Below are 23,477 nucleotides of genomic sequence, written 5' to 3'. Positions count from 1 at the left end.
GGTTGATTATCTTTTTCTGGTTTTTGAAGCGATAAGTTTTGTAGTATTAATAGCTACTGTCGCTGCTGTACTTGCTCCACCAGTGGCAATTCCTGCTGCAACTTCAGATCCAAATGATGTGACTTTACCTAGTCCCGTCCAAACGGCTATTCCACCACCAGCAGCCAGGGCTGATGCGAGAATGGGGGATACTAACCCGACGAAAAGGAGAAATATCATAGGTTGGTTTTGTTCGGAATTGGCAATGAGTTGTCCGCACAACCCGATAATGATGTTGAAGCAAAGTTTCGCCATTCCAACGGTGAAATAGCCCGTTAACCAGGCAAATATTGGTTTAGCACCAAAGGGGAGTAACGAACCACCAACTGCAAGCGGACCAAGGAGGGCGGTTAGCAGCATGGTAAATTCGATTCCCCACTGGTACGCATTATTGAGGGCAAGTAATATGACGGCGACAAAACCAGTAATCATTGCACCAATGGTACTGGTGATTGTGTTACCGACTTTTTCTAATACTTGACCTGGGGAAAGATTTGAGAGTGCGTCTTTGGCGTCGGATAGGGACTTAAGGGGGTTAAATTCCCAACTCCCAACGCTTGGTGCTTCTCCCTTAAATAGGTCGGGCGCAGATTTTTTGATTTCGAGTTCAGCTTGTTGGAGACATGCGATCGCATCTTGAGTACTACCGGGAATTGACCTACACCTTTCCATTGCGCCTCCGACTTGCTGTTGGAGGGCAATATTTCCAACTGCGCGGTTGAATGCTACCTCAAGGTTTGCTCCGGCAGTGGTAAAATTTATGACATCATTATTAACATTATTGATATAACCTCTGATAGTGAAGGTTCCGCTTCTAAGTAGGGTGCCGTTGTTTGCCAACAATGCAATAACTATGATGGGCCATATCCAACTTGACAGTGCCTTCATGTCTTCTTGGTTGATAAAGTTTTTACCAAGTTCCACCATATACAGGGTGAGAGTGGCGATCGCAAAAAACTGTCCTACCTTGCACATCGAGCCATACAAGTTACCGTTGAGGGTTTCCTGCCAAAGTTCGTTAAATCCTTCTGCTACGAGTTGCGCTCCGCCAGCAGCATTTTCGAGAATGTCTTGTCCAAAAAATGGGTCGGTGGCGATTATGAAATGTTCTAACATGGTGCTTTAATTACCTGATGCTGAGGAGGTCATCTGGTGCAATGGAAAGGACACCCCTGTGGGCGAGTTTCCCGACTTGAAGTGAGTGTCCACATGACCGTTAATTACAGCAAACTATTTACCAGCAGTCGTTTTGAGAGAGCTAAACCCACTGATTTCCATGTATTGGGAGGTGATACCGTCCATCATCAGATTTTGACGGCGGCGATCGCTTGCGCCTTGTTCGGCGATTTGGGATAACATGAGGTTAGTTTGCTGTGCGTCGTGCCTTTGTTGCAGTCCATCAGTGCGGGACTGTCCCAACATCGAGACAATTTGGGCGTTTTGAGCAGCGATTACCTTGAGGATATTCTGCGAAGCATCCATACCTTGAGCCTGGTTTGCCAAATCTTGCGCGTCGGCTACTGTTTGTTGGGTTGCTTCAATTTCCTTCTTGGTACGTTCTTGCCCTTTTTCTCCCAGGACGCTTTCAACTGTAGCACGGGTGGTTTCGCGTTCCAGTTCGTTACCAGCAAAAACTGCACCCTCGACAGTATTGCTTTCGTTCCAGTTCCCCGTCGCTTTGAGTTGGTCTTTTAGTTTGTCTGCACTTTCTACAGGGTCTGGTAAACCCATAGTTCCGGTTGAGTTGTTGGTAGCAGTTTTTGCTTCCCCTTTCATCCCACCCCAGCTTTCATTTATCACTGCGGTAAGTTCGTTTTTGGTTTCTTCAAAATAGCTATTGAGTTCGCCTAAAATCTCATTAAAAAAATCTTTCACTGAGAAGGCATAACTGGGGGCTGCACTTAGCAGAGTCACCAGACCAATCGCTGATCCAATTATGACTACTTTACTCGGTTTCAACTTTAACTTGATTTTCATACATTTGGTGGAGAAATTGTAAGAATTTAGGAGTCAGGAGTCAGGAGTCAGAATTCAGGAGAGTAAGAAGAAGAATTGAAGAAGAATTCAGCTATACAGCAGTCAGAATTCAGAAGAATAAGAAGAAGAATTCAGCTATTTCGTAAGTCAGTATTTAGGAGAGTAAGAAGAATTCAGTATATGCGCGTAGGGCACGCTGCGCGAACAGCATTTTCTTCTGACTCCTGACTTCTGAACGGCAGTTGCTTTATGCCGGGGAACCCGTCCACCGCACTGCCTCCTCCTGACTTCTCCTTCAATTGCTTTTGGTTATTCTTATCAAGTAGTTCTTTCGCTTCTTCACTTAACTCATTTCCTCGAATCATCTGTACATAAGCCTCAGAAAATCTCACCATTCCAAGCATTGGATTATTGGCATATTTGTTGAGGAATAAAGTACGCAGTTCTTGCTCGTTTGGGTTGTTTGCTACTGCTGCAAGTAAGCAATAAGCAGGATAATAACGACAGAAAGTCAGTTTGCCATTATCATCAAGTAACCACTGCGAGTAAATACTTTCCCGTTTTGGGAAAAAAGCTTCGGTACTATTGCGTGAGATAATTTCGTAGGGATATTTGAATCGGTTAACAAACGGGTCTACTGCAGATGTTTGGATTCTCCCGATGAGTCGTGTGGTAATGTTAGCGAATATTTTGGGAGCTGATTTACTTTGAAATATACTTTCTGGCTCTTGTGCTGATAAAATAACACGTATACCAGCTTTTGCACCGTTGGCACAAAGTCTTCCAATAAGTTCGGCAATTGACTCAAAAGAAAAGAGAATCGGTGCTTCATCAAGGAAGAAAATACTTGCTTTAGATGATAAGGCCCGACGCAAGGCAGCTGCATAAGCGCTGAGTGCGAGGACTGCTGCATCTGCTTCTGAAGAAAGTGAACGCAGTGCAAATACGAGTAGCCTGGCATCAGTTCTAAAGCTAGATGGATTAGCGATTGATTGACCAACTCGTGAATTTAACCAAAACTTTAATCTTAACCTAATGTGGTCTAATGCATCAAGAATTTCTTTACTATTATTAGCAATGGAATCAAGCTTAATAAATCCCGGTGAGCAGTAATTGTAAAAATCTTTAAGAGTTGGTATATCTGCCCATTCTGTTGTGACTACTCCATTTTCTAGGGCGAGTTTATACCGAAGCTTGATATCATCATCATTAAAGAATGTTTCAATTGCAATTGTAATAATACTCTCGATATTTGATATCATTGTGGGACTGACTCCTATCGGGTTTGTCCCTAGTACCATTGTCAGGAGTGTTGATTTCAAAAAATCCTTGAAATCAGTCATGCGCTCCTTAATAACTTCAGGTTCATACCCCCTCAAATCGGGTAATTCAAATAAATTGTTTGATTCTTTGCTAATATCAAAATACGCCCCTTCTGTTCCCATGAATTTGGTATAATCGGTAAATGTGGAACTCCCATCAGGCTTGGGATAGTCTAGGGCGATAACGGGGATACCTTGCGCCAGGGCTTGTGTTAATAATCCTGCCACTAGTACAGATTTCCCAGCCCTGGTGGTACCAAACACAGCTAAGTTTTTATGTTGGTTGTACAAGTCGAGATGTACGGGTGTTCCTCCCTCTTCGGCAATGAGTTCAAACCCATTTTTATCACCTGTGGCGGTGCGTACTAAGGGTGTGATTCCTGGTACTTCACAAGAGAAATATGGAAGGCGGCGGTTAAATGGCTTTGTTAGTAAATTCTCCCAAATAATAGGTACTGTTTGCAGCCAAGTTTTCCATGCGTATTCTACTTCTCTCTCAACTACCGCTGGTCGTAGGAAGCAACTAGAAAGATACCTGCAAGCTTCATCTAGTTGATAACGGTTGTGACGATGGATACAAAAGACAACTGCCGTGTGGATGGGGATAGAACCTCTAAGGATAGTTTCTTGTGCCCGCACAGCTTCTTCAATGTTCATGTTTGCCTTAACATCGATGGAACCTTTATCGGCAGACATGGCGCTAGATGTAATTGACTGTTTAGTTATACGTTGTAAAACTGTTTTTGCTAGCCCTTGATTTGCTTTGGATAGCTGGCAGATAATTTCGGTGTCGGAGATTTTTTCTTTAGAAAGTACTCTCCAGAGGTATCGTAGTTGGTCGTATTCATCTACCCACCCTTGAGGTTTCTCGCTAAATTGCAAGACACCGATATACTTATCTTGAAGCTTAACCCAACTACGGTCGAGAAAGGGAACTGATTGTTCGTTTTCCAGAACTAGGTGTTTGATATGAAAATCGCTAGTTTGTTCTTCCCTAAGTCCTGCTTCATCGAGGATGAGGGGGTTGGGAATGGGTGGTACTTCACTACGGTTAAATTGATTCCAGATAACTTCCCAAATATCACCTGCTGTAAGTATTTTGGCGCTTAATCCCATTGTGTTGGAGATAATTTGCTCCCACATTTGGAATCCAGAGGTGAAGCTATCCTGCAGAATGGTTTCGATTCTCTGGTGACGAAGCTTGTGAATTTCTCCAGTAAATCTTTGCCAGTAGGTTTGCAGTTGTTTGATTGTTTTCTCGATGGGGTCGTTGCTTTTGCTATTTTCAGCTACGAGTACGGTATAGGTACACCAAAAGCGGAGGAACTTATTTTTACGTACCCCTGCTTGAGTGAGTTCGCGTGTTCGCAGGCGTTCTGACCTAATAAGTAGTGTTAGCTGTTCGAGATCGCATTCTTTTTCGATTTTCTTTAATTCTTGTTGCCGGAAGGTATCATCGGTAAATGAGCCAATGTGGATTGTTAGGGTTTCGCGTTCAGGTAATTCTTTGAGTCCGCCCTCGATATTTTCAAATATAGGTAGGATTTGTTCAGAGCTTAGGGATGGGTGAATACCTTGGATATCAAAGCAAAATCTGATTTGGATATTTTCCTTCTTCTTGAGAATGAGTGCACCAATATTTTTACGACCACCGAGTGAGATACTTGCAATTCCTGCTAGATGGGTAATATCTTCAAACGGGGTAAGACCTTTTACTACTCCTAATTGTTCGGTTTCGAGGGATTGTCTGCCAAGTTTATCTTTCGGCTTGGTTGATTTAGTCGAAGTCATGGCGGTATGATATCTGTGTTAATTCTTAAAAGGAGAAGGTTATCAGTTACCAGTTAACAGTTAGCAGTTATCAGTTATCAGTTACCAGTGTCGTTTTCCGTTGGATCTAAACAGTTATCAGTTATCAGTGTCGTGTCCCCTTGTTCACTGTTCACTGTTCACTGTTTACTGTTCACTGTTTATTGTTCACTGTTCACTGTTTACTGTTCACTGTTTGAATTGCGTTTGCGCTTAGGAGCGGGTTTTTTCCTTGGTTCGCTTTGGCGTGGATTAAGCAGTGAAACAAAGGGCTTATATCCACGAGTGATGCGGGGAGTACCGACAAACTTACCTAAGAAGGCTTTATTTGATGTGACTGTCCACCAAGTTGCCCATCCCCAGGTAATTGATATTCCTGTTGCTAGCCATCCTGCTTGAAGAAATCCTTGAACTACGAAATACATGATCAGTGCGATCGCACTCCAAGGAACAATTTGGTCGGCGGGAAATGGACCGAGGCGGGGTTGGTTACCTAAAACTCGGTTGACGGTACGGAATTCTCTATCTCTAAGCATATTTAATGAAAGTAGGAGTAATTTGTATCACTCCTATAGGGTTGATTATGGTGCTCTTTTGTGTTTAGCCGCCGCCAGTACCGACTACTAATCCAGCTAGGATATCGCCAACTACTACAGTGATGGCAATAATAATTGGAGTACGGGCAATGGTCTGCCAATCTTCGTCATTTCTGGCTGCTTGGACGACTCGGATAAGACCGATAGCAAGATAAATCAGGAACAGACCGCGCAGTACTGCGAAGATAAAGCCAGTTATTTTTTTATCTATACCAGGGAAGTACTTTTCATTTGTGAAGAATTTTTCAGCGCTGTTCATGAATTGCGCGCTGGCTGGTGCAACTGACATATCCAGCAGGAATACCGCACCTACCAAGCAAAACATGATTGTGTAAATATTGATACCGTACTTCTGCTGCCATTTCTCAAAGTTAGAAAGCAGGCTGTTTGCTTCTTTGGGCATTAATGCGACGATGGCAGTAGCGAATGCGAGTGATGCCATAACCATGTTGTGGATTGAAAGATCCACAATCATCAATCCGGTACCAACAGCCATCAAACCGGCGATTGTGCCATTTTCTTTCCAAGTGCGGCGGCGTCTCGCTGAAACAAGATATCCGTATTCTTGTTCGTAGGATGTATAGTCCTTATTGTAATCGGGGTCGTAGTTTGTTCTCATGTGAGTGTAATTATCGATTTATGAGAGCTAATTTTTGAGAGAACTTGTCGGGGAGATACTCTTTTGGGCAAAGTTCAACGGAGAATCGGTATTGGTTAAAACTCTTGAAAGCCTTGTGGCTTATACGTTTATTCTATAAGTGGAATGAATTTTGATACATCCGATTAATTGTTTAAGTTTTGATGTTATCTTTGCCTATACAGTGTTGAAGTTAATTTAAAATCTAGTTGAATTGACAAAACTAAAAATGTATCTCAACACTATCTTTAAGCAAAGTAAAATCCCTAAAAACAAGGATTTTTAGGGATTTTATGCTTGATTTTGGCTAATGTGTTGTTTGATTAGGAGTTGAGGCTATTTCAGATTGATTTTGAGAAATTCTCCATTATTTAACCTTAGAAAATCTACACTACCTGCGGGTAATTCGATGACTTGGTTTACAGGGTACACTGAATTGTATTTAGGACATTCCTGAGTTGTACAGGGTGGTACATTCCTGACGATATGTTTAATTTCTCCACTTTTAAGAAATATCATATCTAGGGGGATGTGAGTATCCTTCATCCACAAGCTAATAGGTTCTGATTTGTTGATAACAAATAGCATCCCGTGGTTGTTCGGTATTGACTTGCGGAATTTGAGTCCTTTGGATAGTTCTTGGGCAACTCTAGCTACCTCTAGTTTGATAGTTTGGTTATTACTAGTAAAGGTTGCACTAACAGGTAGATACTGGGGTTGATGATTCCAAAAGTAGAGCGCTAGGGGTGAGAGGGCAGCAGTGAAACCGGCAATTGGTCCAACGACATTGAGAATTTTGAAGAATAAGCTTTTTGGTGAAGTTTGTGCTTGCTTAGCTTGAATTCCCCTTTGAGTGGTTGGTCTTGTGACTTCCATAATTTTAGATGAATAAAATGGTAAAGTGATTAAAGAGCGTGAACAGTGAGTCCAGTGCTACAGGAGGGTTTCCCTCCGTAGGCATCTGGCGAACCCGATAGCCGTAAGGCGTGGCGTTAGCCATAGGGTGAACAGTGACCAGTGACCAATGACCAGTGGTAACTGGTAACTGGTAACTGGTAACTGATAACTGATTTATTGATGTTTGCTAGCTGAAAATATTGATGTTTCCAACAGCAAACTTGCTTTCATCAAGAGGGCTACTAGGTAAAGCTTGTTGGTCTGCTTTATTACGCATTGACTCGACTCTATCTGCTTCCCGGATAGCAAGCGGGTTAATTTGGCGGCGTTCTTCGAGTAGTGCTTCAATTGTTAATTCTAGAGGCGGGAGTTTGCTTTGTGAGTAAGTATCTTCTATTACTGTCTGACAGAATATGGTGCTAGCAGCACGTTCTACAATTGTCTGAATTTCAGCACCCACACACCTATTGGTGGCTTTAAGAAGTCTGCGCCACTGTTCTTCGTCCCAAGGATCGCCACCATTGCGGAAGCGTTCGTCAAATCGGGCAGCGTGCAGTTTGAAGATAGTATATCTTTCCCCGTTGTTGGGTAGGTCTACCTTGAAGAGGTAGTCAAACCGTCCGGCGCGGGTGAGTTCGGGTGGTAGCCACTCCATTCGGTTGACTGAAGCAATAACTAATACATCAGACTGTCTTTCTTGCATCCAGGTCAAAAGCTTACCAGCTAGGCGTTTAGCTAAATCATCATCTCCGGCAAAAGCTTTATCAAAATCATCAAAATAAAGTATTATTTGTGACAATTTATCAGCGAGTTTTAGCAGGCGTTCAAGCTTAATTTCAGCTTGGTTCCCGAAACTGCGGAAGTTCCCCCAATCTACCATGATGAGGGGAATACCCATGTTTTGGGAACAGGCTTTGGCGGAGTGAGATTTACCTGTTCCTGGTGGTCCCACTAACATGATACCTTTGGGCACCTTGAGGTTATATTGTTTGGCGCGAGGGGTGAGGAGGCGCTTGAATTTTTTAAATGACTCTTGCATGAGTTCTAACCCACCTAGTTGGACTTTGGGTGGAGGTAGAAACTCAATATCGTAGAGGCGGTTGAGCAGTTGGATTTTTTGTTTGAGCAGAGATTGTGCTACGAATTCGGAGTTATTGAAATCGGTGGTTTTTCTAACCTCCTTGAGTAGGTTTATGATGTCAGATATGTACAACCCCATCCCAGCATTCGCCACTGTGAGATAGTCTGTGTTTGTATATTCTGGGAGTAGGAGGCTGGTTTGAGTGAGAGAGTTGATGATTTCGCTAACATCAGGTAAATCTTGTTTCCAGATAGGAATCTCGGCGGAGATATCGCTACTAATATCAGCAGTTGCTCCTAGGAGTAGGGCAACTTTCCCAGTATTTTGGTTATAAAGTTTCAGGTTGAGTAGTGAAGATTTCATCCACTCTGACACCAGTAAATCTTCAGTTTTTTTTGGGCTATTTTCCTGAATCCAGGGATATATATTCTCGATAATTAGTATCCCATTTTCTTGATATTCTTTCCAAAAATTGAGGATATGAAAATAATCTTCTTTATTTTGTCTTGGTTTAGGAATATAGTCTTGAAATTCTCCAATCACTAATTTTGAATTTTCAACTGTCAGTTCCTTGATTGTTTCCTCTCCTAGGTTCCACAGGTAGCACCTTTTTCTGGTGGTTTGGCAGAACTGACTGATATGAGTGAGTAGGCGCAGTCTTTCTTGGAGGGGAGATTCGCAGGCGATGACGGGATATTCTTCTTGAATCAGTCCTGAGAGTATCTGGAAGCTGTACATACCTTGTCCGAAGTGCTTTTAGCGTATTTTCTTCCATGTGACTGACAATTGGCATCCAATTTTAGTTGTAAAAAATATGCAACATCTGTTGGTTTCAATAATATTGGTGTACTTGTAAAACTGGGTGTAATGGGGAACCAGATCATGTTCATTTGATTATCAGCTACCCACCATATGTTGAAGTAAGCAAACTAGTCAATAACCTTAAAACCGTTTCTAGCCGTTTAATCCGCAAGGAGTTTCATGAACACGTCAACCAGTTTTATAACAAACCCGTATTTTGGACAGGTGCGTACTTCGTTGCGTCCTGTGGCAGTGTCACACTTTCTGAACTTAGATCCTACGTTGAGAAACAAAGTAGTCCTGGCAATTGAGGGGGTTCAATACCCTCTTAATTGCCCCGCAATTCCCCATCCCCGCCAACCGTTCCAGTGTGGCGGGAGTACCCAAAGGGAGATCTAGATGGCGAAATCAGCATTACCAGTTCCATCTTTTCCTCAAATATTTGTCCCGCAGTTGGTTCGAGATAAGAAATTTGCTCCCGTGACTGCACCTTCGGGTACGGGTGATGCCCCTGTGGGGGCGAGTGAGAATCTATTTGGGAATGTCTTGAAGCATTATTTTGGTGAAGGGGTTGTTTTACCCCAACAGAAGATGTTACCTCCAGGGCACGATTTACATTACACAGCTGATTTTCTGATTGTGGAACCCACTACTGGGCTACACCTAGATGTTGAAGTGGATGAGCCTATCTCATTTGCAACGGGAAAACCTACCCACTGTATTGGGGAGGATAACTACAGAAACAAGTGCTTTGTTGATGCTAACTGGGTGGTGGTGCGCTTTGCGGAGGAACAGGTTTCTAGCCAACCGGAGCGTTGTGCGCTTGTCATAGCTGGTGCGATCGCAAAACTGACCGGCAATACTACTTATGAACAGAAGTTGCGCCATGCAGGTAGGGTAGACGCTATTAAGCAGTGGACACCTCGTCAGGCTACGAAGCTGAAGAAAAGTAATTACCGTCAGGGGTATTTGGCATCTAGGAACTAGTAAAGTTTTTCAGCTATTTAGCCTAGAGCGCTGGGCTACTACTGGTGGTATTTTCGAGAAAAAATTAGGGAGTTTCTCAAGATGAGCAAGTGTGTTACATATTATACGCAGACGAATCAAATTGACCAACTTGTCGAGTCTTTCGGCACAACACTAGAGAAACTTACCCTAGCTGATAAGCTTGCATTGCGGGTAACATTAACATATTGGTTATTCCACTGCGAAGTTGCTGATTTAGGTGAGTATACTTTAAATCATGCCTTAGAGGATATGATGCAAGGATATTCAGAAGACTGTCAAATTAATCTCAAAGAAGCGATTGCGATTTTAGGAGGTATTGGCAAGGATGAAGCAGAAGGGTTAATTGAATCACTTACAGCTCAACTGCGCTATTTGTAAAAAATATTGAACTAACGGCTTTGGCGCTAAGTAGGAAAGCACAAATAAACACAACTATGTTCAGAAAGATTAAGGTATTGAAATCCTCTTCCCTTGAGCTCCGGCTGCCTTGTCTCAACGACAAATATTTGTGCTGACCTATTTATCATACGGGAATTAGTTTAAGTTCTTTTAATCGTTCCTGAATATCTACTACCTCAACTTCCCAAAATTTTTCAGATGGTTGCACGAAGAGCCGCTATCTGGTGGTTCCCAATAGCTCAATACGCTTGGTGTTAAGACATTTATTCGTTGAGACAGCAGGGGAGATGGGGAGATGGGGAGCGCTTGGGTGATGAAGAGTTAACGTCCATTACCATTAGCGGGACTTAAACATTTTTGAGGCAGAAATAAGCCCCAAACCTATGCAGGACAAGAGAAATACACCAAAGACTCAAAAATGCCTGAAACCCAGATATATCAAGAAACTAGGCAAAACGATGTCAAACTCGCTCTATATATAGATTTGAGGTTAAATTCTTGCTACTTTTTGTCTAAGTCCCATTAGTTCTTTCGCCTCTGCTCCTCTGCTCCTCTGCTCCTCTGCCCCCCTGCCTGCCTCAACAGATTAATTTCCTTAACTGAACTGTATTGCCCAATAGCTAGCTGCTAGAATTATCCCGTGTATGGATGTGCTTGCAATTGAAGCAGCTTTTCGGTTGTGTCACTATGCGAATCCTTTTCCTGCCTTAATACAAACCCACTTGTTAGTATCCTGCCTTTCCCAGATTGCTTCCCATAAAGGCGCTTCCATTATTAATTTCCAATTTCCTGGTTCTTGTTGGGCAATTTCCTCAAACTCAGCAAGTGTTTTTGGTTGACCTACTTCAGTCTCGCCGTCGTAGTAAGTTTGTCTGTTTTTGGTTATCTTAGCCGTTCCAAATCCTACTTGAACTACTATGTCTAGAGGGCAAATACTGCCGATTGGATTGCGAGAAGTACCAGTTGTATTGAGATGATAGCTCATTATAAAGAATCCATAAATATTTCTTTCTAATGAGCATTAGCTATTGATTGTAGTCTAATTATTTTTAGCTTTTCTTTATAACTTTTTAGCCAAACGATACGGATATTACTCATTTTTTTCTCTGACTGGTAGCAGTTGATGACTGAATGATTGAATGTGGTTATGCGCGGTGTAACCTGACATATGGTTGGCGAATGCAGTTTGCATATCTAATATGAATACCAGAATAAACAAGCTGCTAAATCCATAGATAAGGATGTAGAGTAAGTTGTCGATAAAATGAACTAAACTTTCCATTTGCAGTTGCCTTATAAAACTGAATTGTTGTTGCTTTGATGAAGAAATTTAGGCAATTTATTCTAATATTATTCAGCGAAGCTGCTGTGGTGTATATTTTCGGATATTTTTATTCTTTATCCTTATAAGTACAGTATGTAAGAGTTAATAAAAAAATGGTTGAGTAAAATCTCAACCATGATGGTAATATTTCTGATAGGGAATTTGTTTTATCGAGCTTGGCTTCTGCCATCATCTGTGGTTTTTATTGTTGCGATTTTTTCCACTTGATTGTACTTTAAACCGTACCTGCTTACCGATAGTTACCTCAGCAACATTGTTGATATCTTGACCCGATTTGTAAGCTTCGATAATTGCCTTATTATTAGCTTGGTACTTGATAGTTCTAAACTCATTCGGAAAATCTTCATCATCTACTTCTAATAGTAAGTTAGCCACTTTAGGCGGGTTATCTCTAATTTCAATCACCCTTTCCTTACCGATATTTTTGTCATTGATTAATCCAATCTCGTATAAATGGATGAGGGTGCGCTTGATTTGTTCAAGTTGAGTTTTGCGGCGTGAAATTACCTGGTCGTGGAGTTCGACTACTCGTCCTTTTCTTTCCTCCCAGGTTCCAAGGTCAAGATTTAACTGGTCAACTACCCAGGCGATGGCATCGATTTTGGTTTCGATACCATCCTGAATAGTCATAAGTTCTTGTACAAGTTCCTCTACTTTACCCTCAGAGCCTAATTCGCTTGCTTCTTCTATTTGTGACCACAGTTTAGCTGCATCCAGGCTTAACTCCTGGAGGGTAAGTTGGTTAATTTCGCGTTCAATTGCTTGAGTCATGATTTTTTCCTAATATGAAAAACCAGTAGTATTTAGCTACTGGTTGTTGACTATCAAGAGTGATGGTTGGAGGTAAATTGAGCTTAGTAGCTGTACTGTAAGTGAAAATAGTCTGCTTTATCCTCTGTTAAATTAGCAACGGTGTTGTAGTAATCTGCCTCATTCATAGGGGTATTAACCTGTTGAATTTTTGGTATGAGTTTGGCTGATTTATGATGGGTTTTTGAGTTAGAATTAGCAGTAGTAGTTTTCATCTCTATACAACTTCAATTCATGAGCGTGAAGTTTTTGCGTCAGCATTTGTTGTGATGTTGATTTTAAAAGGGGAGATTATTTTATTCTCCTGATGATAATTAATTACTATTGATTTGTCTTAAATTATTGGTTTTGTTACCATAAAGAGAGTTGCCCTGGTGATATGTTTCCCCGTCGCCGCGTATGGAATAGCATGTGGCACGCACTGCATAAAGCCGCAAGATTTTCGTTTCGATTGTCCTCGGGCGTGTAATTCCAGTGGTGGACAACTAATGTTTTGATGCTACGTTCCCTACGAGATAATCCTTCTTTTTTATCAGTTGGTCTCAGACATTGCATCCCGCAGCGCGTACATCGCCAGTCGGATTTTGATTTAATTTCAAGCGCGATAGTATCCCAGTTTGAAGGATACCGACTGCGGTTTTTGCTAGCCATTAATTAGTTCCTTTTGGGTTGCACAAAACTAATTGTGATTATATCGGTAATAATAGTTCTCACGCCTCGCACGTAGTTTTTACCACTGGTTAGTACAACCCGTCACAGAAGTGTATTTTCAGCCAAATCCTATTGGAGCGCGGGAATCTTCTTGATGTTGAACTGCAAATTACCTGATGATATATCTATCCTTACTTGATTGGGTGATGAAAACCTAATTTGCGTAAAAATTATTAATAGACTGCCCCCATCAGCATTTTTCCATGAGCTATTAGTCTTATAATGACCATTACTAGTCGATGAGAACTAGTTCATGGTTAGGCTATATCGATTTGTAAAAAGACTAGCTTCGGTAGAACACGGTCATCCTTTTATAGTCTACGTCGGTTACTCGTTTTGAATGAATAGTGAAAAAAAACCGCAAGCCTGTTCAATTGCTTACGGTTTTTGTGGATTTGTAGATGTAGATTTAGACGTAATAGTGGTAGCCTAACCACCCTTCATATTCCCAGCTATCAGGGTATCCCCGTTTCTCATCGCCTTCGATGTATTTTCCTAGATAGCGAGCAATATGTTCACTGTTCCAGTACCAACTACCATCAGTTCGACGACAAATCTTGGTTTCTAACCAGTTGTTTGTACGAACGAGACAACCTCCATCTTTAAACTGGATAGCTGGTTTGAAACAGTTTCCGGAGGCGTTAGATACCCAGATACCAAAAACTTGAAAGTGGAATTGCATAGTCGAAGCGTGCATGTTAAGTGACTTCTACTTTTCCTGGCGTAAGCCTCCGTTGATTAGACATCTGGTGAAAAATGCCAATACCACTCTCTAATTGGCTTTCAACAGGCGATAAGCCTCTGGCTTGACGCGCGCGTCAAGCCAATTTCAAACATCAGCTAGTCTCCACGCAAAAATAAGACTTTGAGACAGTTACTGTTGATAATAAGGCAAAAATAAGTATCTTTACACATCAATTTTTAGCTGGTTAAGTCGCGCCATCCGGATAGATTTAGTTCAAAGGGATGGGGTTAAGAACTAATGCTCTTTGGTTTTTAGTATATGTACGCATAAAACTTTATATAAAGTTAAGTTAACACATAAACTATGCACGTATTTAATGAGCAGCATTCTCTGCAATTTCTTCTCTATCAGAATCAGTAAGAAGTACTGCAAGTAGTGATTTGAGGGCTTTGCGGTTAGATATAAACTCTTCACCGTATAAATCATCTTGCAAAGCAATAGCTTCGGGCGTAAGGTATTAATTCAGAAGAAGGAGATAGCAACCGCTACGCGCGTTGTGCGCGATAAGCCAGAGGCTTATCGCATGTGCGTATCGCCTAATTACGATCAACATGAATCTGATAACCCGCAACGCCGGGTTAATAGTTGCTGATTGTGCGCTTTATACAGAATCAAATATTAAATCAATGTCTGCTCGGATTGTAAAAACAGATAAAATATTATTAATTACGTCAAATAAATTTTCCATCAATCAAATTGAATGACCCGATTTATTCATGACCAATTCGCCAAGGATTATCTGGAAGAATTATTAAAACCTTATGGAGAAGTACAAGCACCCAGTCGTGTAGCAGGAGAAGTTCGAGAAATCGATGTTTTATTTTCTCCTTCGATAGAACAACAAAGCGCCAATTTAGAAACACTAGGGTTATTAGGAAGATTTGCAGCCAATCCTGCTATCTTTGAACCCTTACGGGTTCGCCAGTCGCTCATGGGGGAAACCAACGCCAGGTCCCTACGGAGGGAAACCCTCCTGCAGGACTGGCTCCCCAAGACCGCGCTGGCGAACCATTCCGCTTCGGCTGCATCTAAAGAAGAAATTTGTGATTGTCTCCTGAAATTATTAGAAGTTAGGGGCGCATTACAACGGGAAGCTAATAAAAATAAAACTCCCATTCAAGAATTAGAAATTCCCAAATTATGGATACTCACGCCAACAGCATCCACAACGCTGTTATCAGGATTTGGTGCTACTCAAGCAGAAGAGTGGTTGCCTGGAGTACACTTTCTGGCAGAGTATTTGCGGACAGCCATCGTAGCCATCCATCAGCTACCGCAAACCTCAGAAACACTGTGGTTGAGAATCCTCGGTAGAGGAAGGATACAAGAGCAGGCAATTAATGAGTTAAAAGCACTACCATCAAATCACCCATTCCAGAAAGCGGCGTTAGAATTAATCTACAACCTGCGCTCCTATCTTGAGAGTAAATCAAGATTTAGAAGAAGATGATAGGGAGTTAATTATGCAGTTAGAACCACTTTACCAGCAAGACCGAGAACAAGCCAAACAAGAAGGGATTCAACAAGGTGAACGTCTTGTAGTGGAAAATTTACTACAAGTTCGTTTTGGTTCATTAGATAAAGAATTAAGCGCAATTCTTGAACCAGTATTAGCATTATCACCTGAAGAATTTACCCCATTACTCATGCAATTGTCACGCGAGGAATTGATTACTAGATTTGGCAGACAATATAGGAGCAACAGATAAATCTCGGAGAATGAGATACTGGTATGGAGAAACGCTTAAAATTGAAGAAATGATGGCGAAATATCCGATGGAAGTTTAAGGTGAATAGTCAACAAGCCAAAGTATCAGAGTGGATTGCTATGTAACGGTCTGCTCATGCTTTATCCTGCTATGTAAGAGTTAATTCGGTTTTCGAGAACAGCTATATCTTCGGGACAGAGTTGGCGAATTCGGCTGTATCGTCGCGCTGCTTCTTGGGCTAGTAACTTTCGTCCTTCACCAGGAGCATCTAAAATATTTCGTTGTGCAGCAAAAGGAAGAAAGTAGGTTTCTTTAGGATTAATTTCATTGCGGATGAATTGCCAATTCCAATCAGCAGGTAAATCATGACCTGCTAAAACCCAAACCTCAATTTCCTGCCAAGCGTTCTCTGCTAAAAATAACCTATTACCAGTTAAAATATTTGCAGCTTGTTGCGAAATATTATCAAGCATCCCTCTTCTTCCTTCTTTTCCATCCCGGTCTACGCAAAGTAGGAATAAGTTAACCATACCTTTGTAACGCTCAATAATTTCTGAAATCCGTTCCCATTTGAGAGCTTCATTAATGCCTCCTAAAAGTGGATCTTGACAAACTCTGACCTTGGTTTTCGGTTTTCCTAATGCTTCCATCATCGCCGTAATTATCGGCTTAAGCATATATTGGTCTTTACGAAAATCTTCTGGAATCACAAGTACATTCATTGGTTTGTTTCCTCGTCTTCCAGAAAATCCACTGCATCTTCCAACCATCCAGATTCATGAAGGCGTGCCAAGTCTTGCTCATTGATAACACGTCTTGCTTCTGGAATGTCAACAATGCGTTTTATATGTGCATCAGGTTTATCCCAAAAGCGATAGGTTAATGAGGCATATTCTAATGATTGCGGACTTAAAAGTCTGAGCAACTGTGGTGAGTGAGTGGTTGCTACAATTTGGATTGTTCCTTGAGAAACTTTGCGCTCGATAAGTTCCAGAAGTAGGTGTAAGCGGGTGGGGTGAATGCCGTTGTCCAGTTCTTCAAAAAAATAGAATCTTGCTGGTTCTTGTCCTAGTAAAGCAGCTATCATTGCTAGAAAACGTAACGTCCCATCTGACGCACTAATAGCAGATGTTTTTTGACCATTTTCTTCAATTAATTGAAGCAATATTTTTCCAGTAAAATCAGCAGGGAACTCAAAATCTTTAGCATCCATTGGGGTTAGTTCTTGTACCCATTGGAGAAGTGCTTGTTTACTTTCAGGGTTTTCACAAATTTCTTGCAATACAGAAGATAGGTTTTCACCCCTGTCTCCCAGGACTGTTTGTCCTGGCAAGGAAGGTAGTCGCATGGCATCTGGGCTTAAATCTAAAAACCGCATTGAACTTAGGGCGGACATTGCAGCTAGGGCTGTTTCTCTCACTGATGGTGATGGAATTGCCGCTGCAATTTGTGAAAGCACAGGACGAGAATTGGTATAAGATAAAATTGGATCATAAGGAGTTACACCGCCTACTTTCACAGAGAAATTATTCTGCCCTGACTCCTGATGAGATTGCGCTTCAAAAACGCTATCAGATTGCCCTGCAATTGTGAGACTTTCGGCAATAACAATAGGGGCTTTACCACTTGCACCAGGATTCACCTCAATCCGATAAGTTGCTTCTTGTGAGGAATCATTTTTTGCCAAGGTAAATGAAACTGCTAGTGCAAAAGTTGATTCATTGATAAAAGTGACTTCTCGCGTTCCGCCACGAATACCCCGCCATTGGAGAACGCCCCCTTCAATCCATTTTTCACCAAAGATTTCAGCTAGGTTGTAATTACGAGAAATACCATGAAGAAAGCGAAACGCATCCCGAATATTGCTTTTTCCAGAGGCATTTGTCCCTACTAAAAGGGTCAAAGCACCGAGAATGAGTTCGGCATCTTTGAAATTTTTAAATCGTTCCAGACGCAGTTTTGTAAGCATGACTACTGCTCTTGCTGCTGTTGACGTTCTGCTGCTATTTCTCGTTTCACCTCTTGTACAAGGTGAATAATTTTATCCCTGGAATCATAGCCAGCCTCGGTTTTGGGTGCTGAGATAACTCCTTTGGCGCTTGGCAGATTTTTCATATGCCTACGGCACGCCTGACGGCTATCGTTGTGAACCAACCGTCGCAAATTGTGTTGATATGTAACAAGTTTGAGAAATCTGGACACAATTAATACTCAGTCAATTACTGTATTCCGCCAAACCTTTTATAATCAGCTTGTCGATATCAATAATGATATCAAATGCCAGACCAAAAATCCCCACCAAGCGAGATGATTCGTGTGCCCGTTCCACTCATTGGGGTGGTTCGGCGACTATCAAAGTTACACAGGCAGGGTCATACAATTGCCTTGCTGCAAGCCTTAGAGGAATTGCTACTCCGATTTGATATCAAGAATGATATCGATGTAACAGCAGGCAATAAATCAGTCAAACAGCAAGAAGAGAGGCTTTTGAAACTGGAATCCCATCTTGCGGCTCTTGGTTCTTCGGTAGAAACAAAACTAGAGGTTATTACTAAGAAGCTAGAGTTAATCGAACGGGCAATTGCCTCTGGGAGATTAAGTCACAACACTAAACCGCGAAGACTTGCTTACCCGTACCAACAAACACAAGTTGAACTACAGCCTAGGACAAACGAAAGCCTTGCCCAAAGACTTGGTGTCACAGCTCAAGGTCTCGTCGCTGAAAGAGAAAACAAGAGCGTTAAAGAATTTTTGAGTTGGTCCCGGAACCGCGATCCTATGAGTATTGCTTGGGAATGGAAAACTTCGGACGGACTGTACCACCCCCAACGCTAGTAAGCTAATACGCATTTAACTTGGCCTTTATCAATTTTGGAGAAAAAGCGTTAATCCTTCTCCCCTGCCCCTGGAGCCCCTCTGCTCCTCTGCTGTCTAAATGTGTAAATTAGGTGCTTAACAGCTTACTCGACCAACCCAAAATTGCCGGGTTAGGGCAAGCGCTTGGGAGCAGGGGAGCACCCGGTGCAGGGGGAGAAAGAGATTTTTCTGCTGTTAAAGAGTGCAAAGCAACCTTCGGTTCGCTAGCCGTTTCATTAAAACCGGAAAAATCTGCGGTGCCCTATGCCTACGGCACGGCTGCGCCTATCGGGGAGAACCTCCGGTTCCGCTAGCCCCAAAGGGGCGCGGCGCTAACGCGCTCCGGTGGATGGAATCTTTCACCCAGCAGGCAGACTTTGCGCGCCCGGTTGCCCAGATAAAGAGCGAAAAAATGAAACCCCAATAATTACAAAGAAATGCAAACTATTACTTGACTAATAGCAATTTTAATGCATTCAGTTGTGCCAAAAACCAAAGTGAGTGCTACTCGTGGTCAAATTGCTTGTATACTATATTTCCGGAAAATATATCCGCACGTAAAATTTCTTATGTTGCGTCGCTCTTAACAAATTTAATTAGCATATTTTTATAGTACCAAAAAGCGGGACAATAAAAATCAGACATCTTAACATCAGACCAAACTGTAATTTAGTCTTGTTTGTTAGAAAGTAGGAAATATGACCAAATCATGCAGGGGGGCAGAGGAGCAGGGGGGCAGAGGAGCGGAGGAGATGGCAAGAGAACTTATAAAAAGTCACAAACAGTTAGAGGTATATCAAATGGCTTTTGATACAGCTATGAAAATTTTTGAATTTTCAAAAAAGTTTCCTATAGAAGAGAAGTATTCGTTGACTGACCAAATTCGGCGTTCGTCGCGTTCTGTTTGTGCTAATTTGGCGGAAGCTTGGCGTAAACGTCGTTATGAAGCAGCATTTGTCGCGAAATTGAATGATTGTGAATCAGAAGCTGCTGAAACTCAAACTTGGATTGAATTTGCTGTCAAATGCAATTACATGGATGTAGAAGCAGGGCGAGAACTTTACGGCAATTACAACCGAATTTTGGGTGGTTTGGTGAATATGATTGCTAACCCTGAGCCGTGGCTAATGAAACGTTGAAGTTCTTTCCCCATGCCCCCAATACGGTTCAGTTAAGATATTTATTCGTTGAGACACTACTAGGGGATGGGGAGATGGGGAGCAGAGGAGAAAAAGAGTTATTGTCCAATAATTCTTTCCCCTCCGCCCCTCCGCTCCTCTGCCCCTCCGCCCCTACCCCTCTGCCTCATCTATGACTCTTTCTCTCGTCCACGTCCAAAACTACCGTAAGGCTATAGCAGAATTGCCTACTCCTGCTGCTCAGGCGAAGCTCGTGGCGTTATGGTTGGATGGGAAGGCGCAATCGTCGGTGGTGGCATACCGGTGCTATATCAAGCGTTTTTTGGCGTTTTTACGGAAGAAGCCACTCAAAAGTGTGACTTATGAAGATTTGGTTGAGTATAAAACAACGTTTAGCGCCCACAGCGAGAGTACGCGGCGTATTCATCTTGCAGCAGTTAAGAGTTTGATTTCGTTTGCCCATCAAATTGGTTATTTACCGTTTAATGTCGGAATGGCGTTGAAATTGGGCGAAATGCCGGATGCAATTAACTCTCGGTATATTGATGAGGCGGATGTGAAATTATTGGTGCGTGCTGCCCAAAAACTTTGCGAACGTGCAAAAACTCCGAAGCGTCAAGAAATTGCTCGTCGTAATGTGTTGATAATTAAATTGTTGTATGCGGCAGGGTTGCGTGCCAATGAGTTGTGTCACCTGACGTGGGGGGATTTAACCGCCAGGGGTGACAGTGGGCAAGTTTATGTGCGTGAGGGCAAGGGGAATAAAAGTCGCAGTATTTTGCTGAAACCAAAACTGTGGGCTGAGTTGATGGCATTTAAAGGTGATAATGTTAAGTCCTATGATGCTGTTTTTACAAGCCAAAAGGGTGGACATCTAGAACGACAAAATCTTCATCCGATTATTAAGGCGGTTGTTGAAGAAGCAGGGTTAGATGAGAAGATTAGTTGTCATTGGTTACGGCACGCACATGGGAGCCATGCTGCTGAACGTAAGGTGAATCCAGTGTTGATACGCGATACGTTGGGACATAGTGATTTGTCGGTTACGGACAGGTATTTACGGGCGCGTCCACATGAAAGTAGTGCGTTGGAGTTGATGGATTTGTAGACTGTTTAAGAGCTAATTTTTTAATAATGCGTTGTGCGACTTGTTCATTCATTAGGTACTTTTGCAACAAGTAGCTTGAAATGACCAACAACAGAATGCAAACGTCTATCAAGAAAACGGTCGTTTATCTTACCATTAAGTCGCAATTAATCCTGGCTTTTAGCAACTTTTGGTGATGATCGTTTTACAAAAATGTAATTCAAAGTTCATTTCAATGCAGGGCGATCGCCCAAGGGGCGGCTCCCAGAGCATTCGTGACAGGTTAAGATTATGATGCATTTGTCAATATATCTAATTGATGACTCAGGACAAAGCGCCAAAGGCGCACGCTACGCGAACGCCTAATCTTTGTGTTCATCATTCATCTTTGTGCTGAAACATCAGTACAAAGCTTAGCTTGATACCTTAGTTTTTCAGAAATTTTCAGCAGAATTTCTAATTTACAAAACCAATGTTATCTTAACCTGTCACTAATGCTCCCTCTGGGAGCATCGCAAGAAGGTGGGCACTCCGTGCCAATGCCCTTTTTAAAACATCCTCTGAAAGGGCGTCCTAAAATCGCTGATTAATACTGTATAACTATCAAAATATAGTAGTATTTTGAAGAGAAAAAAAGCTGTTTGAATTTGCCTACCTTGGTTCAAAATAGGCAAAGTTTACCGAGATCTATAACGCTTTCTCTATATACATTCTGGGCTTAGTGTACGTTTTTGTTCTATTCCTACCAGAACCCCTTATTTCCCATTTTTATCTAAAAAGTGCATAAGTTTTTTTTACTGACCTCTATTAACAATTAGGGTAGGGCTTCACTGTGATTTCAACTGTGACGCAAACGCTGTGAAATAACATCATTAATAATTTTTACTGTACGTCTGTAGATTTTCATTAGCTCAGGGACTACAATAATAATGACAAAAATTCTGGTAATTGAAAATGTAGCAGCCACTAGAAACTTTTTTCTAGAAGGCATTAAAGCTAAAGGTTTCCAAACTATAGGTGCTGATAATGGCGTTATCGGTGTCCATTTGGCACAGAAAGAGTTACCTGATTTGATAATTAGCGCCATTATGTTACCGAAGCTTGATGGTTACAGCCTGCTAAGGGTGCTGCGCCAAAACCCTACCACAGCAATTATCCCCTTGATTTTTGTCACTGCTAAAGCGACTCGGGATGACATTCGCAAAGGCATGGAATTGGGGGTGGATGACTATCTCACCAAGCCCTGTACAGTAGATGAATTACTCAAGGCGATTGCAGCCCGCTTGAAAAGACAAGCCACCCTGCAGCAGTGCTACTCTGCACAGTGCCAGCTAATTGCAGAACCATTATCTGCTGACATTAAAAAATCGAGTGACCCTAAGTCGGTTTTTCTGTCAAATCCCAAGTTAAGTGAGGTCTTCCGCTTCATCGAGACCAATTTTCACCGAGCTATTACCCTTGCCGATGTGGCTCAAGCAGTTGGTTATTCCCCAGCTTACCTCACTAACTTAATGCGACGTCAAACGGGACAAACTGTGCAAAGTTGGATTATCCAGCGCCGGATAGAAGCAGCACATTCCTTGCTTTTAGAAACTTCAGAGAGTGTGGAGGAGATCGCTGCTAAGGTGGGCTATAAGTGTCCGGTTAATTTCTTCCGCCAGTTTCGCCAACATTATGGGACAACTCCCCATGCCTGGAGAAAGGAGTGTCGCAGTTATATCGCTCTTTCATCACTCTCGCCAGAATAAAAACAAGGCAAGGAGAAGCAGCCAACGGCTGCTTCTCCTTCCCCCCCCTTAACAATCAGGGCTGTTTCATTGCCTAAAAGGTGTAAAATTACAAGCGTCGAGGGGATGAAAAAAATGGGTGCAAATCTGATTGAACAGCTGGGGCAAGTAAAAGATTTTCGCGTCAAAGATGGGCAAAGACATCAACTGTGGATGGTAAGTAGCTGGACAAAAATAAATAAGACTGTGTAAAGAAAGGTTAAGGGGTAAAATTTCAGGCGATCGCTAAGTACTACATTTGATAAATGTGTATCGTAATATGTCATGAGTCGTGTAACGGTAGCGAAATGTAAGCGCAGCTTTGTATGCCTGCGGCATACAAAGCTGCGTGTCCCTTTGAGACTCAGCATCTAGGATTATTGATTGAGTATTCACCCAGTAATAATGACAGACTATAACGCTACTTTCCTTGTGCAATTCTGTACTAAGCACTTATACTAACCAGAAGGAAAGCGAAATCGTTCAACCTGATATCCTTTTTTAGTTGCGCGTTCTTCTATAGCTTGAATGACAGCCATTGCCAAATCGTATTCCGAGTCAAACATCCGTCCAGCAAGGGTGTGGTCAAAACCTGTTGGTAAGTGAGCGATCGCTAAATATATGCAGCTAACTAATAATAATAATCAATTGGAGAGTAGGTGAGCGTAGCTCACCTCCCCTACTGACTAAAACTTTTATTTAATAGGGCAGTCAAAATATTTAGTATTACTTTTACACGATAA

General features: G+C 42.0%; 25 protein-coding genes and 1 pseudogene. 10 read left to right on the top strand and 16 right to left on the bottom strand.

Annotated elements, in window-relative coordinates:
• Positions 1 to 6: 6 nt before the first annotated feature.
• The 7 genes from DP114_RS33230 to DP114_RS33200 all read right to left on the bottom strand — a co-directional run bounded on the left by DP114_RS33230 (position 7) and on the right by DP114_RS33200 (position 9,096).
• The gene (locus tag DP114_RS33230; RefSeq protein ID WP_169266901.1) at positions 7 to 1,155 is read right to left on the bottom strand and encodes a hypothetical protein; all 1,149 of its coding nucleotides are present in this window, start codon (positions 1,153 to 1,155) and stop codon (positions 7 to 9) included.
• A gap of 114 nt (positions 1,156 to 1,269) precedes the next feature.
• Entirely contained in the window at positions 1,270 to 2,016 is a 747-nt protein-coding gene (locus tag DP114_RS33225) for a hypothetical protein (protein ID WP_172195414.1), read from the bottom strand.
• 173 nt (positions 2,017 to 2,189) lie between these two features.
• On the bottom strand, positions 2,190 to 5,129 hold the full coding sequence (locus DP114_RS33220; RefSeq protein ID WP_172195412.1) for a hypothetical protein: 2,940 nt from the start codon (positions 5,127 to 5,129) through the stop codon (positions 2,190 to 2,192).
• A gap of 200 nt (positions 5,130 to 5,329) precedes the next feature.
• Positions 5,330 to 5,683 carry a hypothetical protein gene (locus DP114_RS33215; protein WP_169266904.1) on the bottom strand — a complete coding sequence of 118 codons (354 nt, stop codon included), beginning with the start codon at positions 5,681 to 5,683 and terminating at the stop codon, positions 5,330 to 5,332.
• Positions 5,684 to 5,747: 64 nt separating this feature from the next.
• On the bottom strand, positions 5,748 to 6,362 hold the full coding sequence (locus DP114_RS33210) for a hypothetical protein (protein WP_169266905.1): 615 nt from the start codon (positions 6,360 to 6,362) through the stop codon (positions 5,748 to 5,750).
• 354 nt (positions 6,363 to 6,716) lie between these two features.
• Positions 6,717 to 7,256, bottom strand: a complete 540-nt coding sequence (locus DP114_RS33205) for a DUF192 domain-containing protein (RefSeq protein ID WP_171978394.1) — start codon at positions 7,254 to 7,256, stop codon at positions 6,717 to 6,719.
• 208 nt (positions 7,257 to 7,464) lie between these two features.
• Positions 7,465 to 9,096, bottom strand: coding sequence for an ATP-binding protein (locus DP114_RS33200; RefSeq protein WP_169264143.1), 1,632 nt, complete (start codon positions 9,094 to 9,096; stop codon positions 7,465 to 7,467).
• A gap of 128 nt (positions 9,097 to 9,224) precedes the next feature.
• Between DP114_RS33200 and tnpA the strand changes: the two are divergent.
• The 3 genes and pseudogenes from tnpA to DP114_RS33185 all read left to right on the top strand — a co-directional run.
• Positions 9,225 to 9,470: pseudogene (tnpA, locus tag DP114_RS33195) on the top strand (IS200/IS605 family transposase); the annotation flags it as partial.
• Positions 9,471 to 9,558: 88 nt separating this feature from the next.
• A complete protein-coding gene (locus DP114_RS33190) occupies positions 9,559 to 10,146 on the top strand; it encodes a hypothetical protein (protein WP_169264144.1) in 588 nt (195 codons plus the stop codon).
• Between the two features lie 81 nt (positions 10,147 to 10,227).
• A complete protein-coding gene (locus DP114_RS33185; protein ID WP_169264145.1) occupies positions 10,228 to 10,545 on the top strand; it encodes a hypothetical protein in 318 nt (105 codons plus the stop codon).
• A gap of 706 nt (positions 10,546 to 11,251) precedes the next feature.
• Here the strand turns inward: DP114_RS33185 and DP114_RS33180 are convergent.
• The 6 genes from DP114_RS33180 to DP114_RS33155 all read right to left on the bottom strand — a co-directional run bounded on the left by DP114_RS33180 (position 11,252) and on the right by DP114_RS33155 (position 14,129).
• Positions 11,252 to 11,551 (bottom strand): hypothetical protein, encoded by a 300-nt coding sequence (locus DP114_RS33180; RefSeq protein WP_169157930.1) that lies wholly within the window; start codon positions 11,549 to 11,551, stop codon positions 11,252 to 11,254.
• Between the two features lie 105 nt (positions 11,552 to 11,656).
• The gene (locus DP114_RS33175; protein WP_169264146.1) at positions 11,657 to 11,848 is read right to left on the bottom strand and encodes a hypothetical protein; all 192 of its coding nucleotides are present in this window, start codon (positions 11,846 to 11,848) and stop codon (positions 11,657 to 11,659) included.
• 231 nt (positions 11,849 to 12,079) lie between these two features.
• Positions 12,080 to 12,682, bottom strand: coding sequence for a siphovirus Gp157 family protein (locus DP114_RS33170; protein ID WP_169264147.1), 603 nt, complete (start codon positions 12,680 to 12,682; stop codon positions 12,080 to 12,082).
• Positions 12,683 to 12,765: 83 nt separating this feature from the next.
• Complete coding sequence (locus tag DP114_RS33165; RefSeq protein WP_169264148.1) at positions 12,766 to 12,936, bottom strand: hypothetical protein; 171 nt, start codon at positions 12,934 to 12,936, stop codon at positions 12,766 to 12,768.
• A gap of 136 nt (positions 12,937 to 13,072) precedes the next feature.
• Positions 13,073 to 13,372, bottom strand: a complete 300-nt coding sequence (locus DP114_RS33160; RefSeq protein ID WP_169264149.1) for an HNH endonuclease — start codon at positions 13,370 to 13,372, stop codon at positions 13,073 to 13,075.
• A 469-nt stretch (positions 13,373 to 13,841) separates the two neighbouring features.
• Positions 13,842 to 14,129, bottom strand: coding sequence for a hypothetical protein (locus tag DP114_RS33155; protein ID WP_169264150.1), 288 nt, complete (start codon positions 14,127 to 14,129; stop codon positions 13,842 to 13,844).
• A 748-nt stretch (positions 14,130 to 14,877) separates the two neighbouring features.
• On the opposite strand from DP114_RS33155, the gene DP114_RS35560 reads away from it, so the two are divergent.
• Together DP114_RS35560 and DP114_RS35555 are read left to right on the top strand one after the other, a co-directional pair.
• Positions 14,878 to 15,627 (top strand): hypothetical protein, encoded by a 750-nt coding sequence (locus DP114_RS35560; protein ID WP_246163614.1) that lies wholly within the window; start codon positions 14,878 to 14,880, stop codon positions 15,625 to 15,627.
• A 13-nt stretch (positions 15,628 to 15,640) separates the two neighbouring features.
• Positions 15,641 to 15,886 (top strand): hypothetical protein, encoded by a 246-nt coding sequence (locus DP114_RS35555; RefSeq protein ID WP_246163613.1) that lies wholly within the window; start codon positions 15,641 to 15,643, stop codon positions 15,884 to 15,886.
• A gap of 140 nt (positions 15,887 to 16,026) precedes the next feature.
• Here the strand turns inward: DP114_RS35555 and DP114_RS33140 are convergent, their stop codons facing one another.
• From DP114_RS33140 to DP114_RS33130, 3 genes are read right to left on the bottom strand one after another with little or no spacing between them, the layout of a single operon-like run.
• The gene (locus tag DP114_RS33140; protein ID WP_171978393.1) at positions 16,027 to 16,608 is read right to left on the bottom strand and encodes a hypothetical protein; all 582 of its coding nucleotides are present in this window, start codon (positions 16,606 to 16,608) and stop codon (positions 16,027 to 16,029) included.
• On the bottom strand, positions 16,605 to 17,855 hold the full coding sequence (locus tag DP114_RS33135; RefSeq protein ID WP_171978392.1) for an AAA family ATPase: 1,251 nt from the start codon (positions 17,853 to 17,855) through the stop codon (positions 16,605 to 16,607). The genes DP114_RS33140 and DP114_RS33135 overlap by 4 nt, the downstream gene beginning before the upstream one ends.
• A 2-nt stretch (positions 17,856 to 17,857) precedes the next feature.
• Positions 17,858 to 18,088: a hypothetical protein gene (locus DP114_RS33130; protein ID WP_169264142.1), complete on the bottom strand. Its 231-nt coding sequence runs from the start codon at positions 18,086 to 18,088 to the stop codon at positions 17,858 to 17,860.
• 75 nt (positions 18,089 to 18,163) lie between these two features.
• On the opposite strand from DP114_RS33130, the gene DP114_RS33125 reads away from it, so the two are divergent.
• From DP114_RS33125 to DP114_RS33105, 5 genes are all read left to right on the top strand, one after another.
• Positions 18,164 to 18,721 (top strand): hypothetical protein, encoded by a 558-nt coding sequence (locus DP114_RS33125; protein ID WP_171978391.1) that lies wholly within the window; start codon positions 18,164 to 18,166, stop codon positions 18,719 to 18,721.
• Between the two features lie 113 nt (positions 18,722 to 18,834).
• The gene (locus tag DP114_RS33120; RefSeq protein ID WP_171978390.1) at positions 18,835 to 19,056 is read left to right on the top strand and encodes a hypothetical protein; all 222 of its coding nucleotides are present in this window, start codon (positions 18,835 to 18,837) and stop codon (positions 19,054 to 19,056) included.
• Positions 19,057 to 19,494: 438 nt separating this feature from the next.
• Positions 19,495 to 19,881 carry a four helix bundle protein gene (locus DP114_RS33115; RefSeq protein WP_169264154.1) on the top strand — a complete coding sequence of 129 codons (387 nt, stop codon included), beginning with the start codon at positions 19,495 to 19,497 and terminating at the stop codon, positions 19,879 to 19,881.
• Positions 19,882 to 20,053: 172 nt separating this feature from the next.
• Positions 20,054 to 20,989: a tyrosine-type recombinase/integrase gene (locus tag DP114_RS33110; RefSeq protein ID WP_169264155.1), complete on the top strand. Its 936-nt coding sequence runs from the start codon at positions 20,054 to 20,056 to the stop codon at positions 20,987 to 20,989.
• 908 nt (positions 20,990 to 21,897) lie between these two features.
• Positions 21,898 to 22,716: a response regulator transcription factor gene (locus DP114_RS33105; RefSeq protein WP_169264156.1), complete on the top strand. Its 819-nt coding sequence runs from the start codon at positions 21,898 to 21,900 to the stop codon at positions 22,714 to 22,716.
• Positions 22,717 to 23,477: the final 761 nt, after the last annotated feature.

Source organism: Brasilonema sennae CENA114 (assembly GCF_006968745.1).
Taxonomy (GTDB): Bacteria; Cyanobacteriota; Cyanobacteriia; order Cyanobacteriales; family Nostocaceae; genus Brasilonema; species Brasilonema sennae.
Note: the sequence above shows the minus strand (reverse complement) of the source record. Positions and strands in the feature narration are given on the sequence as shown.

Excerpts from the sequence above, each read along its gene's own strand:
- DP114_RS33230 (WP_169266901.1), bottom strand. The coding sequence starts at position 1,155 with ATGTTAGAACATTTCATAATCGCCACCGACCCATTTTTTGGACAAGAC.
- DP114_RS33225 (WP_172195414.1), bottom strand. The coding sequence starts at position 2,016 with ATGAAAATCAAGTTAAAGTTGAAACCGAGTAAAGTAGTCATAATTGGA.
- DP114_RS33220 (WP_172195412.1), bottom strand. The coding sequence starts at position 5,129 with ATGACTTCGACTAAATCAACCAAGCCGAAAGATAAACTTGGCAGACAA.
- DP114_RS33215 (WP_169266904.1), bottom strand. The coding sequence starts at position 5,683 with ATGCTTAGAGATAGAGAATTCCGTACCGTCAACCGAGTTTTAGGTAAC.
- DP114_RS33210 (WP_169266905.1), bottom strand. The coding sequence starts at position 6,362 with ATGAGAACAAACTACGACCCCGATTACAATAAGGACTATACATCCTAC.
- DP114_RS33205 (WP_171978394.1), bottom strand. The coding sequence starts at position 7,256 with ATGGAAGTCACAAGACCAACCACTCAAAGGGGAATTCAAGCTAAGCAA.
- DP114_RS33200 (WP_169264143.1), bottom strand. The coding sequence starts at position 9,096 with ATGTACAGCTTCCAGATACTCTCAGGACTGATTCAAGAAGAATATCCC.
- DP114_RS33190 (WP_169264144.1), top strand. The coding sequence starts at position 9,559 with ATGGCGAAATCAGCATTACCAGTTCCATCTTTTCCTCAAATATTTGTC.
- DP114_RS33185 (WP_169264145.1), top strand. The coding sequence starts at position 10,228 with ATGAGCAAGTGTGTTACATATTATACGCAGACGAATCAAATTGACCAA.
- DP114_RS33180 (WP_169157930.1), bottom strand. The coding sequence starts at position 11,551 with ATGAGCTATCATCTCAATACAACTGGTACTTCTCGCAATCCAATCGGC.
- DP114_RS33175 (WP_169264146.1), bottom strand. The coding sequence starts at position 11,848 with ATGGAAAGTTTAGTTCATTTTATCGACAACTTACTCTACATCCTTATC.
- DP114_RS33170 (WP_169264147.1), bottom strand. The coding sequence starts at position 12,682 with ATGACTCAAGCAATTGAACGCGAAATTAACCAACTTACCCTCCAGGAG.
- DP114_RS33165 (WP_169264148.1), bottom strand. The coding sequence starts at position 12,936 with ATGAAAACTACTACTGCTAATTCTAACTCAAAAACCCATCATAAATCA.
- DP114_RS33160 (WP_169264149.1), bottom strand. The coding sequence starts at position 13,372 with ATGGCTAGCAAAAACCGCAGTCGGTATCCTTCAAACTGGGATACTATC.
- DP114_RS33155 (WP_169264150.1), bottom strand. The coding sequence starts at position 14,129 with ATGCACGCTTCGACTATGCAATTCCACTTTCAAGTTTTTGGTATCTGG.
- DP114_RS35560 (WP_246163614.1), top strand. The coding sequence starts at position 14,878 with ATGACCCGATTTATTCATGACCAATTCGCCAAGGATTATCTGGAAGAA.
- DP114_RS35555 (WP_246163613.1), top strand. The coding sequence starts at position 15,641 with ATGCAGTTAGAACCACTTTACCAGCAAGACCGAGAACAAGCCAAACAA.
- DP114_RS33140 (WP_171978393.1), bottom strand. The coding sequence starts at position 16,608 with ATGAATGTACTTGTGATTCCAGAAGATTTTCGTAAAGACCAATATATG.
- DP114_RS33135 (WP_171978392.1), bottom strand. The coding sequence starts at position 17,855 with ATGCTTACAAAACTGCGTCTGGAACGATTTAAAAATTTCAAAGATGCC.
- DP114_RS33125 (WP_171978391.1), top strand. The coding sequence starts at position 18,164 with ATGCCAGACCAAAAATCCCCACCAAGCGAGATGATTCGTGTGCCCGTT.
- DP114_RS33115 (WP_169264154.1), top strand. The coding sequence starts at position 19,495 with ATGGCAAGAGAACTTATAAAAAGTCACAAACAGTTAGAGGTATATCAA.
- DP114_RS33110 (WP_169264155.1), top strand. The coding sequence starts at position 20,054 with ATGACTCTTTCTCTCGTCCACGTCCAAAACTACCGTAAGGCTATAGCA.
- DP114_RS33105 (WP_169264156.1), top strand. The coding sequence starts at position 21,898 with ATGACAAAAATTCTGGTAATTGAAAATGTAGCAGCCACTAGAAACTTT.